General features: G+C 66.1%; 15 protein-coding genes. 8 read left to right on the plus strand and 7 right to left on the minus strand.

What is annotated here, in order from left to right:
* Positions 1 to 232: 232 nt before the first annotated feature.
* Positions 233 to 745, plus strand: a complete 513-nt coding sequence (locus ACSFDB_RS10620) for a response regulator transcription factor (protein ID WP_440770958.1) — start codon at positions 233 to 235, stop codon at positions 743 to 745.
* A gap of 202 nt (positions 746 to 947) precedes the next feature.
* On the opposite strand, the gene ACSFDB_RS10625 is transcribed toward ACSFDB_RS10620, so the two are convergent.
* Both ACSFDB_RS10625 and ACSFDB_RS10630 read right to left on the minus strand, forming a co-directional pair.
* Positions 948 to 1,778, minus strand: coding sequence for a hypothetical protein (locus tag ACSFDB_RS10625; protein WP_440770959.1), 831 nt, complete (start codon positions 1,776 to 1,778; stop codon positions 948 to 950).
* Positions 1,779 to 1,994: 216 nt separating this feature from the next.
* Complete coding sequence (locus tag ACSFDB_RS10630; RefSeq protein WP_090311061.1) at positions 1,995 to 2,516, minus strand: archaemetzincin family Zn-dependent metalloprotease; 522 nt, start codon at positions 2,514 to 2,516, stop codon at positions 1,995 to 1,997.
* Positions 2,517 to 2,555: 39 nt separating this feature from the next.
* On the opposite strand from ACSFDB_RS10630, the gene ACSFDB_RS10635 reads away from it, so the two are divergent.
* The 3 genes from ACSFDB_RS10635 to ACSFDB_RS10645 all read left to right on the plus strand — a co-directional run bounded on the left by ACSFDB_RS10635 (position 2,556) and on the right by ACSFDB_RS10645 (position 4,941).
* The gene (locus tag ACSFDB_RS10635) at positions 2,556 to 2,963 is read left to right on the plus strand and encodes a UPF0146 family protein (protein ID WP_440770960.1); all 408 of its coding nucleotides are present in this window, start codon (positions 2,556 to 2,558) and stop codon (positions 2,961 to 2,963) included.
* A gap of 71 nt (positions 2,964 to 3,034) precedes the next feature.
* Positions 3,035 to 3,694, plus strand: a complete 660-nt coding sequence (locus tag ACSFDB_RS10640; protein ID WP_440770961.1) for a DUF3267 domain-containing protein — start codon at positions 3,035 to 3,037, stop codon at positions 3,692 to 3,694.
* A gap of 371 nt (positions 3,695 to 4,065) precedes the next feature.
* Positions 4,066 to 4,941 (plus strand): TIGR01548 family HAD-type hydrolase, encoded by an 876-nt coding sequence (locus ACSFDB_RS10645; RefSeq protein ID WP_440770962.1) that lies wholly within the window; start codon positions 4,066 to 4,068, stop codon positions 4,939 to 4,941.
* Positions 4,942 to 5,034: 93 nt separating this feature from the next.
* Here ACSFDB_RS10645 and ACSFDB_RS10650 read toward each other — a convergent pair whose 3' ends face one another.
* On the minus strand, positions 5,035 to 5,484 hold the full coding sequence (locus tag ACSFDB_RS10650) for a response regulator (RefSeq protein WP_440770963.1): 450 nt from the start codon (positions 5,482 to 5,484) through the stop codon (positions 5,035 to 5,037).
* A gap of 152 nt (positions 5,485 to 5,636) precedes the next feature.
* Here ACSFDB_RS10650 and ACSFDB_RS10655 point away from each other — a divergent pair, with 152 nt between their 5' ends.
* Together ACSFDB_RS10655 and ACSFDB_RS10660 are read left to right on the plus strand one after the other, a co-directional pair.
* Positions 5,637 to 7,247 carry an FAD-dependent oxidoreductase gene (locus ACSFDB_RS10655; protein WP_440770964.1) on the plus strand — a complete coding sequence of 537 codons (1,611 nt, stop codon included), beginning with the start codon at positions 5,637 to 5,639 and terminating at the stop codon, positions 7,245 to 7,247.
* 105 nt (positions 7,248 to 7,352) lie between these two features.
* A complete protein-coding gene (locus ACSFDB_RS10660; RefSeq protein WP_440770965.1) occupies positions 7,353 to 7,958 on the plus strand; it encodes a hypothetical protein in 606 nt (201 codons plus the stop codon).
* Between the two features lie 12 nt (positions 7,959 to 7,970).
* Here the strand turns inward: ACSFDB_RS10660 and ACSFDB_RS10665 are convergent, their stop codons facing one another.
* From ACSFDB_RS10665 to ACSFDB_RS10675, 3 genes are all read right to left on the minus strand, one after another.
* Entirely contained in the window at positions 7,971 to 8,804 is an 834-nt protein-coding gene (locus tag ACSFDB_RS10665; RefSeq protein WP_440770966.1) for a glycerophosphodiester phosphodiesterase, read from the minus strand.
* 81 nt (positions 8,805 to 8,885) lie between these two features.
* Positions 8,886 to 9,770 carry a hypothetical protein gene (locus ACSFDB_RS10670; RefSeq protein WP_440770967.1) on the minus strand — a complete coding sequence of 295 codons (885 nt, stop codon included), beginning with the start codon at positions 9,768 to 9,770 and terminating at the stop codon, positions 8,886 to 8,888.
* Between the two features lie 121 nt (positions 9,771 to 9,891).
* Positions 9,892 to 10,929, minus strand: a complete 1,038-nt coding sequence (locus tag ACSFDB_RS10675) for an LLM class flavin-dependent oxidoreductase (RefSeq protein WP_440770968.1) — start codon at positions 10,927 to 10,929, stop codon at positions 9,892 to 9,894.
* 166 nt (positions 10,930 to 11,095) lie between these two features.
* Here ACSFDB_RS10675 and ACSFDB_RS10680 point away from each other — a divergent pair, with 166 nt between their 5' ends.
* Together ACSFDB_RS10680 and npdG are read left to right on the plus strand one after the other, a co-directional pair.
* Positions 11,096 to 11,353 carry a hypothetical protein gene (locus ACSFDB_RS10680; protein ID WP_440770969.1) on the plus strand — a complete coding sequence of 86 codons (258 nt, stop codon included), beginning with the start codon at positions 11,096 to 11,098 and terminating at the stop codon, positions 11,351 to 11,353.
* 111 nt (positions 11,354 to 11,464) lie between these two features.
* On the plus strand, positions 11,465 to 12,133 hold the full coding sequence (gene npdG / locus ACSFDB_RS10685; RefSeq protein ID WP_440770970.1) for an NADPH-dependent F420 reductase: 669 nt from the start codon (positions 11,465 to 11,467) through the stop codon (positions 12,131 to 12,133).
* Positions 12,134 to 12,232: 99 nt separating this feature from the next.
* On the opposite strand, the gene ACSFDB_RS10690 is transcribed toward npdG, so the two are convergent.
* A complete protein-coding gene (locus ACSFDB_RS10690) occupies positions 12,233 to 12,949 on the minus strand; it encodes a YIP1 family protein (RefSeq protein ID WP_440770971.1) in 717 nt (238 codons plus the stop codon).
* Positions 12,950 to 13,005: the final 56 nt, after the last annotated feature.

Genomic DNA, 13,005 nt, shown 5'->3' on the forward strand with positions numbered 1-13,005 from the left:
ACTTCTATAGTGATTCGGCCGGAATCTCCGATCGAATGGATTGGGGGCTGCAGACTATCGGTCGCCCGAACGCGGGTGATCTCGACGATGATAGCGATCGCCACCGGCCTCGCCGGTGGCTCGTCGCCGTCGGTGCGGGTGGATTCGCTGCCGAGTTCGTCGACGGAAACGTGTTCCGTCGCGAGTCACGTCCATCCGTGGACGGACGACTCGAGACATCTTCGAGCAGTCCATGACCGCACGAGAGAACCGTCCGAGCGGGCTCGACGGCGACACGAGCGAGACGACGACCGACAGCGGATCGAGTGACGACGCTAGCAAGCCGGCCAACACCGCCGCCGACTGTTCAGCCGACACCGCCGCCAACCGTTCGCCCGAGACGCCACACATCCTGCTCCTCGAGGACGACGACTCGCTTCGCGACCTGCTGGCGCACAAACTCGAGTCGAGCGGCTACGAGACGACCGCGCTTGCCAACGGGCGGGAGTGCTGGTCGTTTCTGGCGACCGGAGAGGCGCCGGATCTGGTGCTGCTGGACGTCATGGTCCCCGGACTGGACGGCTTTCGCGTGCTCGGACGGATTCGAAACGACGATCGACTCGAGGGCGTCCCGGTTATCGTGCTCTCGTCTCGCGGCCGGCAGGCGGACGTTCGCAGGGGGTTCGATCTCGGGGCCGACGACTACGTGACGAAACCGTTCAGTCCGGCCGCACTCGTCGCACGGGTTCGGCGGGTGCTCTCGTGACCCTGGCATCCGTCCTTCGTCCGACGCTGACGCCGCGCTGGTGATAGGCAGGGACGAATCGATCTCTTTTCGAAAATACGATCGGAACGCGGCTCCATGAGGGGTGGTTTCGAGTGCGCCCGTACTGTCTGCTGTACGTCATTTGCGGTGGGACCGCGATCCGTCCTGCGGTCCCACCGGTACATCGGTACAGCAAACCGTATCAGCCGTCGCCGCGGACGAGCGCAGCCGCACCGAGTAACGAGAGCATCACACCCAACAGTGCAACGCCGACGACCGTCGCCGAAAGTAGCAGTCCGCCGGTCAGTCCGTACGCGACGCCGACGGCGACGACGAGCGGCGCGAGCACGAGCAACAACGCGCCGAGCATCGTCGTGTCGTGAGTCAGTCGGTCGCCGGCGTCTTCGTTCGACCGTCGCTCCCTCGGGTCGACCAGCCGCCACTCGGGTTCGACGTCCCGTTCGAGGCGGTATCGTCCACCGGACAGCGAGGAGACGAGGATGTCCCAGCCGCCGGCGTGTGCCGACGACGGCCACGACCACCAGTCGCCCTCGCTCTCGTCCGTGGACTCCTCGAGGTCGACTCGGGCCAGATAGACGCGCTCGTCGACCAGATGGCCGATCGACGACGCGTCGTAACCGACGTCCTCGACGATCCGGGCCAGCAGGAACTCGTCGGACCACGGGATCGGCTTCTCCAGCGTGAACGCCACCGTCTCGCCGTGTGGCAGCGACGCGTCGAGCCGAACCGTCGTCTCGTCGATCGACTCGAGTCCGGTGACGCGCCCCTCGACGTACCCCTCGCTCGTCGTCGAGATGTCGATCCGTCCGAGTTCGTCCTCGAGTCGCCGTTCGGGCGACGACTCGGTGCGGTCGGCGCGGCTGCCCGCGGGCGGCGACGGTCCGGCCGATCCGCTCCGTACCGTTCTCGGCGGCGCGTCGGCGGTGTCGCGGTCGTCGCCGTCGCTCCCGCCGCGCTCCGTGCGCTCGATTTCGATTTCGATCTCGTCGGTTTCGTCGGTCGTGTCTGTCACAGTTCTGTGGGGTGGAAACGTCGGCGACGATACGTCTCCGATGCGCTCGTACAGCAACGTGCCGACCGATGAAGCGTCACGGTCGGCTCCATCCTCGAGTCGATCGGTTCAGTTCTGATTCGTGCCCCGCGCGAGCGGAGCCGTCGTCACCCGCTCGTAGGATGGGACAGGATAAGTCGTTGTTCCCGTTCGCCCGCTCGCGATAGCGGACGCCGCTCAACTAATCAGCCGCTGACAGGAGCCACAGAGGTTCTCCTCTTTGATGTCGACCTCGCGGACGGTCGGCGAGAAGTTCATTACGCAGCGGTTGTTGTCGCAGTGCTCGAGTCCGTAGGTGTGACCGATCTCGTGGACGATCTCCTTGCGGACGCGGTCTTGGAAGATATCGTTCGCACTTTGGTTCGAGAAGCCGCCGTCGCTCGAGGTCTGGAGCCGGTAGGTCGAGACGACGCTCCCGCTGCCGTCGAGATAGGCGAGTCCGAAGACGTAGTTGCGCCGCCGGTAGAAGAGGTCGTGGGGCGTGACGGCGATGTTTTTCTCTCCGCGGCCGATCCGTTCGGCGAGCTGGATGAACGTTTCGGCGGCGTACTGATTTCGGTCGGCGTCGTACGCGCCGTTGGGGACCGACTGGGCGTCGTTGATCGTGACGTCGCAGTCGTATACCGATCGCAACGCGGAGGAAGCCGCCCGCTTGACGTTGGCGGGGACGTTGCCGACCGGCACGATATCGACGAGCATGGAAACTGCTATGGCCGCGGATGGCATAAACGTCCCGCCGTGGCCCACTCTCGCCGGAACTCGGACCTACTCGAGACGCTTTCGGACTACGGTCGGGTCGTCGAGGTCGGAATCGGTCGTCGAACCGACGTCGCGGCGGCGCTCGCCGACCGCGGCGTCGACGTCACCGCGACCGACGTTCACGACTTCGAGAGCCCGTCGAACGTGCGATTCGTTCGCGACGATATCGTCGATCCTGACCTCGAACGCTACGCTGACGCCGACGCGATATACGCGCTGAACCTCCCGCCGGAGCTCCACCGTCCGACGCTCGAGGTCGCCCGCGAGGTCGGCGCCGACTTCCTGTTTACGACGCTCGGCGGCGATCAGCCCGCGGTGCCGGTCGAACGCCGGACCGTCGACGCCGGGACGCTGTACGTGGCCCGCTCGCTGGCGACGGACGGGTGACCGAGACGTACTCACTCACACGACAGATCGGTCCGAACGAGTTATCGGGATGCGAACCCTTCCGGAAACCGATGCCCGCCGAGTACGCGTTGATCGCGGCTGCGGTCGTCGTCGCGCTCGTAGTGCTGACGGCCGCCATCGCCGGTGTCAGCTACCTGCTCTCGGTCGCGGTCGTCTGCTTCACCGCTCCCGGGGTCGTCGTCCACGAGTTCGCCCACAAGCAGGCCTGTGACCTCGTCGGCGTCCCCGTCGTCGAGGTCGTCTACTTTCGGTTCGGCAATCCGCCGGGCTACGTACGCCACCACCACCCCGAGCGCTATCGCACGTCGTTCGTCATCAGCGTCGCCCCGTTTCTGGTCAACACGATCGTCGCGTTCGTCGCCTTCCTCGCCCTCGCGTGGCTCGTGTCGACGACGGGCGACGCTAGCTCGCCGGCCGCCGTTCTCGACACGCTCTGGACGGCCTCGCGCGAGACGCTCGCGCTCGCAGGTCTCTGGGGCTGGTGGGGCCTTTCCGTCGGCATGCAGGCGTTTCCGAGCACCGGCGACGCGAACACGCTCTGGGCGCGCTCGAGGGCGGAGTGGCGACGGTCGCCGGTCGTGTTGCTCGGGGTGCCCGTCGTCCTCGTCATCTACCTCGCGAACCTGCTCTCGTGGCTCTGGGCCGACGTGCTCTACGCGCTGGCGCTCGGCGTCGCCGCGTTCTACGTCGTCGGCTCGCTGGGATTCTGACGGATGTGCGTCAACCCACGTGCGGTGGCGCGCGCTGAGTCGTGGTGAGCGACGACCGAATCACGACTCGAATTTGCGCGAGGTCGTCGCGAGTTCCACGAGCGACTGCGTGGAAGACGCGGAGCGTCTTCCTATGGATGAGTGAGCGAGCTGGGTGAGCGAACGTTAGCGTGGGACCAAAGGTCCCGCGAACCATGCAAACGGGTGCTCCGCACCCGTGAGCAGAAATCGGTTGGGGAGGGCGTGGAACTCACTGCCGCCAGCGCGAGCAGAACGCTCGAGTGAGTCAGTAACCGTTGCAACCACCCTGACAAATTTCATCGAGAAGTGAATCCGACCGCCTTTATTCCCACCGCCACATCTATTTACCCATGAACGCAGATGCTGTCGTCCTCGACATCGATGGCGTGCTCGTCGACGTCGAAGACTCCTACCGACGCGCGATCCTCGAGTCCATCGAGCGCGTCTACGACCGAACGATCCGCAAAACCGACATCCAGCAGTTCAAGGACGCCGGCGGGTTCAACAACGACTGGGAGCTGACCTACGCCGCGGCGCTGTACGTGCTCGCGACGAGCGAGAACTACGGCGAGTCGATCGACGAGTTTACCGACGCAATCGCGACTCGAGGCGGCGGCCTCGAGGCGGCCGAAGACGCGATTCGGGACGAACTCGGCGCGCAGGCGACCCAGCGCGTGACGAACCGCTGGGATCGCGAGCGACTCCGGGACGTCTTCCAGCAGTTGTATCTGGGTGCCGACCTGTATCGCGGTCTCGAGGGCGGCGACCCCGATATCGAAACCCGCGGCTTCATCCACGACGAACCGATCCTGCTCGCCGACGAGACGCGCGAGTATCTGCTCGAGAACTACGACGTCGGCGTCGTGACCGGCCGGCCGGAAGCCGAGGCCGAAATCGCCCTCGAACGCGTCGGACTCGAGCGCGAGATCCCGCTCGAACACCGGTTTACGATGGACGACTGGGAGGAAGGGAAACCCCACCCGCGGGCGCTGACGACGCTCGCGGACCGGTTCGACGCGGACACCGTGATCTTCGTCGGCGATACGTTAGACGACGTTCGGACGGCCACCAACGCGGCCGATGCAGACCCGGAACGGGAGTATCACGGAATCGGCGTTCTAACCGGCGGACTCACCGGCGAGGCGGGCCGAGAGAAGTACGCTGCTGAGGACGCGTCGGCGGTCCTCGAGTCGATCAACGACCTGCCGGCGCTGCTCGAGGAGTGAGGGCAGTGTCGAGGGGGCGGTGAGGTCGGGATCGGTCGGAGAGGAACGAGACGGCTCGAGTCGAAACGATGGTGTCGAGTCGAGAACGATGGTTCACGGGGCAACGGTGGGGAATTTGACGAACCCGAGCCAGAAGCGCTCGATGGCGCGAACGAGCGAGTCGACGCCCTCGGGACTGTCCGGCTTCTCCAAGGCTGCGTTCGCGTGGAATTCGTACGCCCGGCGGGTCTCTTCGTCGGCGTTTGTCCTCGTCAGCACGATTACGGGGATCGATTTCAGCGTCGACTCCTGTTTGACCTCCGAGAGGACGGCTTCGCCGCTGACCGCCGTCAGCCGGAACGGGAGCAACACGAGGTTCGGCCGAGGACTGTCGGCGTACTCGCCGCGCCGGTGGAGGAACTCGAGTGCCCCCTCTCCGTCGGAAACAGTGTGGATCGCGGTTGGAGTGGGGACGTCCGCGAACGAATCGACGTACAGACCCGCATCCTCGGGGTCCGGCTCCACGAGTAGTATCGAAACGACGTCCTCGGGCGACGATGTCATGACTCGCATAGGAACGTAGACACGATGAATGGCGCGGTTTTCGGGATCGACCACGGTGGGTCGGGAGTGATGACGCTCCTCAGTCGATCGGCCGACTTGCACCTCCGCCCGCCCCTTTTTTGCCTCCCGTCGGCGTAGCCCGCCGCAGATCAATGCCCGAGTTCACCCGCAGCGACCTCCCCGGCGTTCCGACCTCGCCCTGGCTCGCGAGCACGCTCGAGTCCGGGGGCGACGGAGACCCAGCCGGAACCGACCCGGCGCGTGACGAATCGACGGCCGAGGAACGCGAGACCGACTCGCTCACGGGCGATCGCTCGGTCGACGTCGCCGTCGTCGGCGGCGGTATCGCCGGGCTCTCGACGGCGATCGAGCTCCGCGAGCGCGGCCGAACGGTCGCCGTCCTCGAGCGCGATCGAATCGGAACGGGGATCACGGGCAAGTCGACGGCGAAACTGACCAGCCAGCACGGAAAGATCTACGACCACCTGCGGCGGGAGTTCGGCCGCAGGCAGGCGAGCCAGTACGCGCGGGTTCAGGAAGAGGCCATCGACGAGGTCGAACGCCGGATCGAGGAGGGAGGAATCGACTGCGGGTTCGAACGCCAACCGGCCTACCTCTACAGCAACGAACCCGACGCGATGCGACGCGAGGCCGACGCCGCACAGGCCGCGGGGCTCGAGGCGACCTACGTGACCTCCGTTCCGCCGTTCGAACGCGCCGAAGCGGGCGTCCGGTTCGACGATCAGGCCTGGTTCCACCCCAGAAAGTACCTCCTCGGAATCGTAGACGAGCTTCGAGCGGACGAGGGGGCGGCAGTCTACGAACACACCCGCGTGACGGACGTCGAGCCGGGATCCCCGTGTCACGTCCGGACGCCCGAGGGCTCGGTGACGGCCCGACGCGTCGTTATCGCAACCGGTTTCCCCATCCTCGATCGAACTGGCTACTTCGCGCGGATGCACCCGAAACGCTCCTACGTGCTCGGGATCCGCCTCGACGGCGAGCCGCCGGAGGGGATGTACTACCGCTCGAGCGGCAGCTACCGTTCCGTGCGAACCCACCGCGATTCCGAAGGCGACCTCCTGCTCGTCGGCGGCGAGAACCACAAGACGGGGCAAGGTGGGTCGACCGCGGACCGGTACCGGCGACTCGAGCGCTGGGCGCGCGAACGGTTTCCGGTCGACGAGATCGCCTACCGGTGGTCGACGCAGGACTACAAGCCGGTCGACAAGGTGCCGCTCGTGGGTCGGATCGGGGCCGCCGAGAACGTCCTCGTCGCGACCGGCTTTCGCGGCTGGGGGATGACCAACGGCGTGGCTGCTGGAACTCTGCTCGCGGCGACGATCGCCGGCGAGGAGCCGCCGGAGCGCGACCTCTTCTCGCCGCTGCGGTTTACGCCCAAAACGTCGGCCGGGAAGACCCTCACCGAGAACGCCGACGCGGCGAGCCAGTTCGTTACCGACTGGGCGCGAACGTTACTCTCGCCCGACCTCGAGTCGATCGAGCCGGGAGAGGGCCGGATCGTCCGCCGCGGCGGGAAGCCGATCGCCTGCTCGCGCGACGACGACGGTGATCTCCACACGACGTCGGCGGTCTGTACGCACCTGTACTGTCTCGTCGAGTGGAACGACGGCGAGGCTAGCTGGGACTGTCCCTGCCACGGCTCGCGATTTTCGCCCGATGGCGAGGTGCTCGAGGGACCGGCGAACGAGCCGTTGCCGACGCGGCGAGCGTCGTCGGATGGCGACCCCGACGCGGTCTGAACCCGGATCAAACCCGAATTCGACGCAACAGTTTCGCGTATCACATTCGTTCTAACCAGTCAATAAACCGAACAATTATGTAGCGGCCCGAACGAAATTGAGTCGATGTCGAACACGCGACGTGCTGGCGTCGGCGGTATCATCGTCGATCTCGGCCGCGCTATCGGGACGTTCTTCGGTCTCGCGTGGCTGTGTTTCGTCGTCGGGATCGTCCTCGCTCGAGCCACCGGCACGTCGATGGCGGCCGTCCCCGTCCCGGTTGAACTGGTCACGTTCGGGGTGCTCGCCGTCGCCTTCGTCGGGACGAGTTGGCTCGTCGACGGCGGCTACGAGCGACTCGGGGCCGATCCAAGCGGCGGTGCGACGTTCGCGTGGCTGGCTGTGTTGTTCGTCCCGCTCGCCTTTTTCCCGACGCGGCTCGCACTCGGATTCCTCGCCGGCGAACCCGGCGTGCTCGACGCCCTGTTCGTGCTGACAGCGACACTGTTTGCGGGCTGGCTCGCGTTTTACGGCGGGCTCGAGCGATTGGCCCTCGTGCCGGACGATTTCCTTCGCGTCGCCGTCTTCGCCGTCGCGCTCGGCTCGATACCCGTCGCGGCGGTCCTCCTCGCCGACATCGGATGGCTAGCGACTGATCTCGCCGCCGCCACAGTCGCCGCGGGCGTGCAAGCCGGGGCCTGCTGGTTTGGCTTTCGGACGGACGTTCTCTAAGCGAGTGGGTTGTTACGACGTCTTCGAGACCGTTCCCAGCCCCGGATAGTCGGCGATAATGCCGTCGACCCCCGCCTCGGCGAGTTGCGCGAACTGCTGCCAGTTCGTGACGGTCCAGACGTTGACCGTACGTCCGTCCGCGTGGGCTTCGGCGACGATATCGATCTCCGGTTCGGCCTCCGGCAGGCCGTAGTACGGCGTCGTCGCCAGTGCGGTTCCGGCGATCGCGTTTCTGGGCGGATGGATCGCCTCGCAGTCGTACCGACGCGCGATCTCCAGGCCCGCCTCGAGGTCGTCCCAGACGAGCGTCGCGGCCGGATAGGTGGGGTCCGCCTCGCGGACGGCAGCCAGCGCGCCCTCACAGAACGAGGAGAAGAGGATCTCGCCGTCGGACGCGCGACACTCCTCGACGACGCGCTTGACGAACGGCTCCCAGACCTCGCGTCGGTCGTCGCGCTCGTCCGGGGCGAGCGACTCGGCGAATTGAAGCTCCGTCGTCCCCGGGTTTTTCAACTCGACGTTGACCCCGACCGTTTCGGGAATCGCCTCGAGGAACGCGGCGAGCGTCGGCACCCTTTCCTCAGTACCGAGCACGCGAGTCGTCTGGAGGGTCTCGAGGTCGGTTTCCCAGACGAGTCCCGACGCGTCGGTGAGCGGGCGGCCGTCTCGAGTCCCCTCCAGTCGCTCGTCGTGGATCACGACCGGGGTTCCACAGGCCGCCGGCTGGACGTCGATCTCGACCATCGCGGTCTCGTCGTGTTCCGCCGCGGCGACTGCGGCGCCGACGGTGTTCTCCGGTGCGACGCCCGCGAAGCCGCGGTGGGCGATGACGGCTGGCGTGGTCATGGTCGGACGACGGCGGCAAGGCTATTGGGTGCTGTGCTCGCTCGAGAACGGCGACCGACGCGAACGCGCCGTGTCGGCCGATCAGGGCTCGTACGTCTCCCGGTGGACGAGCAGTTCTTCGCCGTCAGCAATCACCGTCACGACGATCTCGTCGCCGTCGGGATCGAAGTTCGAGGAGAACCAGGTCGACGGAAGCGCGTAGTCGTCGTCGCTGTCTTCGGGTTCGTAGACGGAGCTCCCTCGTCCCTGACTCTCCGAATACGCGACGATCTCCTCGATACTGCTGTCGATCGAGTCGATAAGGTTCACCCGCACCCTTTCGTCATCGGCGTCGAACTCGAGGTCGGAGACGACGCGGTACCTCTCATCGTCGACGGGGTCGCCGTCGGGAAGTTCGGTCGATTCGTCGTATGGGAGGAACACGCGCCACTCACCGTCCTCGGTGAGCGCGATGAGCGTCTCCGACTCCGTGACCGTCTCGCCGGCGATGGTCGTTTCGGTCTCGACCGTCACCAGCGCTGCGTCTTCGCCCTCCAATACGTCGTCGAGGTCGACGTCCTGGAACCAGAACTCCGCGTACGGGAGGTCGTGGATCTCGTCGGTCTCGTACCCTTCGTCGGCGAGTTCGACCTCGTAGTCGCCGACGGGGTCCATCTCGAACGTGGTGTCCTCGTCTTCGGCCGCCTCCGCCGCCATCTCCGCCGGATCGAACGGGTGGTGCGTGTGCATCGCGTCGGCCATCGCCTCGAGGTCTTCCTCCGCCCCGGCCGCCATGTACGCCTCGACCGCCTCCACTGCGCCGTGCTCGTCGTCTTGCGCTCCGTTCCCGTCGGTTTCGTTTCCGGTATCGTCTCCGTTCCCGTCGTCGCCGTTTCCGTCATCGTCGGCACCGAGCTCGCTGATACAGCCTGCGAATCCAGCCGCGGTTACCGCGCTGACGGCTGCCAGATACGAACGTCGTTCCATACCGACGCTAACTTGTTGGAGAGAATAAGTTTTTTCATGCGACTATCGGTGTCTCGAACCGCTCGCCGCTCGCGGATCGACGCCGGGCCGACGGCGGAACCGCGAACTCGCCGTCTCGCCGTCACCGCGCGGAAAGGCCGACTGCGTCGGCGAGTAGTTCGTGCGACCGCAGCGCGTTCTCGGGGTCGGCGATCTGGTTCTGGACGATTACCTCGTCGACGCCGACCTGATCGGTGAGTTCCTCGAGTATCGCTTGCATCGTCTCCGGGCTCCCGGAGACCGCCCGCGGCCACTCGCCGGGCTCGATCGGGAGCCGCGTCGGCTCGGGAACGTCGCCGAGGACGTCGATCGCTTCCTCTACGGAACGAATCGGCAGCCGGTCCATCCGACCGCTTCGAAGCAGCCGCGAGGAGGCTTCGGTCGTCGCACGGAGTCGTGCGGCCTCGTCGTCGGTCTCGGCGCAGGTGGCGTTCACCGCGAGCATCCCGTGTGGCTCGTCCGGTCCGGCGCCGTAGGGAGACGGTTGGAAGTGTTCCCGGTACTCCTCGAACGCCCGCACGGCGGGTTCAGGTCTGATGAACGCGGCGAAACAGTACGGCAGCCCCAGTTCGCCGGCGATCTTCGCGCTGGAAGGGCTCGAGCCCAGCACCCACGGCTCCGGAACGGTGTCTCGAGCGCGGGGCAGATCCAGCCCGCTGAACGGGTGGTCGTGTTCGAAGCCGTCGAAGAGGTGTTTCGCGACTTCGTCGATCTTCTCCCGGTGGTCGCTCCCGCCGCGGCGTCGCTCGCTGCGGTCGACCTGCAGGGCGTAGTCGCGCGTCGGGTTCCCCGTCGCTCGGCCGAGTCCGAGATCGATGCGACCGGGGGCGAGCGCGTCGAGGACGCTGAACGTCTCCGCCACCTTGTACGGGCTGTAGTGGTTGAGCAGCACCGTCCCGGAGCCGACCCTGATTTCGGACGTCTTCGCGGCGACGTGCGGGATGAGCGCTTCCGGGGTCGTGCTCGCGATCGACTGCGTGAAGTCGTGGTGTTCGGCGACCCAGAATCGCGAGTAGCCGAGCCGTTCGGCCTGTCGGGCGCGCTCGACCGTCCCGTCGAACGCCTCCGTCGCGCTGCCGCCCTCCGGAATCGGTGCGAGATCGACGATCGAGAGATCCATATCGGAGGGTGGGCGCAGCGTCGGAAGTGTCTACGCATTCGCGGCCCGTCGGGGACCGACGTATCCGTGACTCGTCGATGACCTGCGCGTTCGCGAATCGTCGAGACTGTCGCGCCCGACCACTGACGGCCCAGCATTCACGACGCTCCTCGTCGAAGCCACAGCCATGACCGACACCACGCTCGAGGACGTCGAACGAAACCTCGACCGCGCGACCGATCTCGAGGAGGAAGAGGCCCTCTCCGTGCTGCGAACGACGCGTCAGGACCTCGCGGATCTCGACACCGCCGCGGACGTCGACGAGGAGCGACGGCAGGAACTCGAGGACCGCCTCGATCAGCGCATTCGTCAGGTCGAAGAGCGCGACGCGTACGACAGCGGGTTGGGCGCGTCGATGAACCCCGACGAGGACGACGCGCCGTAGGAAGTTCGGACGGCTCCCGGTCGCTGCGGTTGGACTCTCGCGCGTCCGAGAACCCGGCGAGATCGGCCGACCTCCCACCCTTTTATTCGGATGCCGTCCCGAGAGTTGCGTATGCGAATCGCACTACTCGGCGGAACCGGCGACATCGGGCAGGGGCTGGCCCTGCGCTTTGCACACGATACGGACCACGAGGTCCTCATCGGCTCGCGCGATCCGGAGAAGGCCCGGGACGCGGTCGAGGGCTACGAAAACGAACTCGAGGACCGCGGCGTCGACGCGAGCGTCAAGGGCTTCGGAAACGAGATGGCGGCCGATCGCGCGGACGTCGTCATCCTCAGCGTGCCGCCGTACTACGTCGGCGACACCGTCGAAGCGGTCGAGGACGTCCTCGACTCGGAGACGATCCTGGTCACCCCCGCGGTCGGCATGCAGGGCGACGAGGACGGCCTGCACTACCACCCGCCGGGAACCGGTAGCGTCACCGAACTCGTCGCCGAGCGCGCCCCCGACGAAGTGCCCGTCGTCGGCGCGTTCCACAACCTCGCGGCCGACGCGCTCTCGGATCTCGACAACGAACTCGATCTCGACACCCTCCTCGTCGCGAACGACGACGACGCGAAGGAGACCGTTCGCAACCTGTCGAACGAGATCAAGGGCCTGCGCGCGCTCGACGTCGGCCCGCTGGCCAACGCGGCCGAAGTGGAGAGCGTCACACCCCTCGTGATCAACATCGCGAAGTACAACGAGGAGCTGCACGACGTCGGCGTCAAGTTCCACTAACATCCGGAATTCGCTTATTGGTAGCTGATACGGACGGATGGCTGAGAAGTCCTCGAATTCACGATCCTGCCTCTTGATCCGACTGGGATAGGTGAGCCGCTACAGGAGAGCGAACAGGCCGAAGAGTCCCAGCGGAACGCCGACGCTGACCGCGGCCGCCGCTCGAGAGATCTCCGCTTCTCGAGTCAGTCCGCCGGTGAGCAGATACCACTGCCAGCCGAGTGTGACGAGCGACGCCAACAGGAGAACGGGTTGCACCGGAGCCACCGCCGACTCCAGTGCGGTCGCTGCCCGGTCGGGATCGGTAATCGTCATGCCCTCGAGGGCGAACCATAATCCGCCGAGTCCGGCTGCGAGCCGAAAGAACTCCGGAAGCGCCGCCCAGCCGGCGAGCGCCAGCGAGCCCGCGAACGATGGATCGCCGTTCGCGAGCCGTCCGGCTCCGAACAGCACCACGCCGCCGACGAGCCAGAGCACGAACGGTCCAACCAGTCCGATCCAGAGGACGTCGTGCGCCGCTTCCTGTACCATCGAACCCATATCGCGTTCGATCGTCTCAGGTTCGTCGCAGCCCGTCATCTCCCCGTGCGTGTTACAGACCTGTTCGGGCGGTCGGTCCGGGTTATCCATCGTGACCGTCCCGTCCACCGAACCGGCGAGCATTGTCCCAATAAGTAGGATCGAACCAACGAAACAGAGAGCGAACAACACGACGATTCCCGCCGCAACTGGAAGCGTTTCGGCCGGTGGTCGTTCGTCGAAGAACGACGCTGGCGACAGGAGGAACTGTTTGAGACTGCGAACGGAGGGGACCATTCTCTCCGAGGAGTTTTTACCGCAGTGGTATATGTTTTTCTTCGTAGGTCTGGTGG

This window comes from Natronorubrum amylolyticum (assembly GCF_052040145.1).
Lineage (GTDB): Archaea > Halobacteriota > Halobacteria > Halobacteriales > Natrialbaceae > Natronorubrum.

Coding starts and splice junctions, on each gene's coding strand:
- ACSFDB_RS10620 (WP_440770958.1), top strand. CDS start 233: ATGACCGCACGAGAGAACCGTCCGAGCGGGCTCGACGGCGACACGAGC.
- ACSFDB_RS10630 (WP_090311061.1), bottom strand. CDS start 2,516: ATGCTCGTCGATATCGTGCCGGTCGGCAACGTCCCCGCCAACGTCAAG.
- ACSFDB_RS10640 (WP_440770961.1), top strand. CDS start 3,035: ATGCCCGCCGAGTACGCGTTGATCGCGGCTGCGGTCGTCGTCGCGCTC.
- ACSFDB_RS10645 (WP_440770962.1), top strand. CDS start 4,066: ATGAACGCAGATGCTGTCGTCCTCGACATCGATGGCGTGCTCGTCGAC.
- ACSFDB_RS10650 (WP_440770963.1), bottom strand. CDS start 5,484: ATGACATCGTCGCCCGAGGACGTCGTTTCGATACTACTCGTGGAGCCG.
- ACSFDB_RS10655 (WP_440770964.1), top strand. CDS start 5,637: ATGCCCGAGTTCACCCGCAGCGACCTCCCCGGCGTTCCGACCTCGCCC.
- ACSFDB_RS10660 (WP_440770965.1), top strand. CDS start 7,353: ATGTCGAACACGCGACGTGCTGGCGTCGGCGGTATCATCGTCGATCTC.
- ACSFDB_RS10665 (WP_440770966.1), bottom strand. CDS start 8,804: ATGACCACGCCAGCCGTCATCGCCCACCGCGGCTTCGCGGGCGTCGCA.
- ACSFDB_RS10670 (WP_440770967.1), bottom strand. CDS start 9,770: ATGGAACGACGTTCGTATCTGGCAGCCGTCAGCGCGGTAACCGCGGCT.
- ACSFDB_RS10675 (WP_440770968.1), bottom strand. CDS start 10,929: ATGGATCTCTCGATCGTCGATCTCGCACCGATTCCGGAGGGCGGCAGC.
- ACSFDB_RS10680 (WP_440770969.1), top strand. CDS start 11,096: ATGACCGACACCACGCTCGAGGACGTCGAACGAAACCTCGACCGCGCG.
- npdG (WP_440770970.1), top strand. CDS start 11,465: ATGCGAATCGCACTACTCGGCGGAACCGGCGACATCGGGCAGGGGCTG.
- ACSFDB_RS10690 (WP_440770971.1), bottom strand. CDS start 12,949: ATGGTCCCCTCCGTTCGCAGTCTCAAACAGTTCCTCCTGTCGCCAGCG.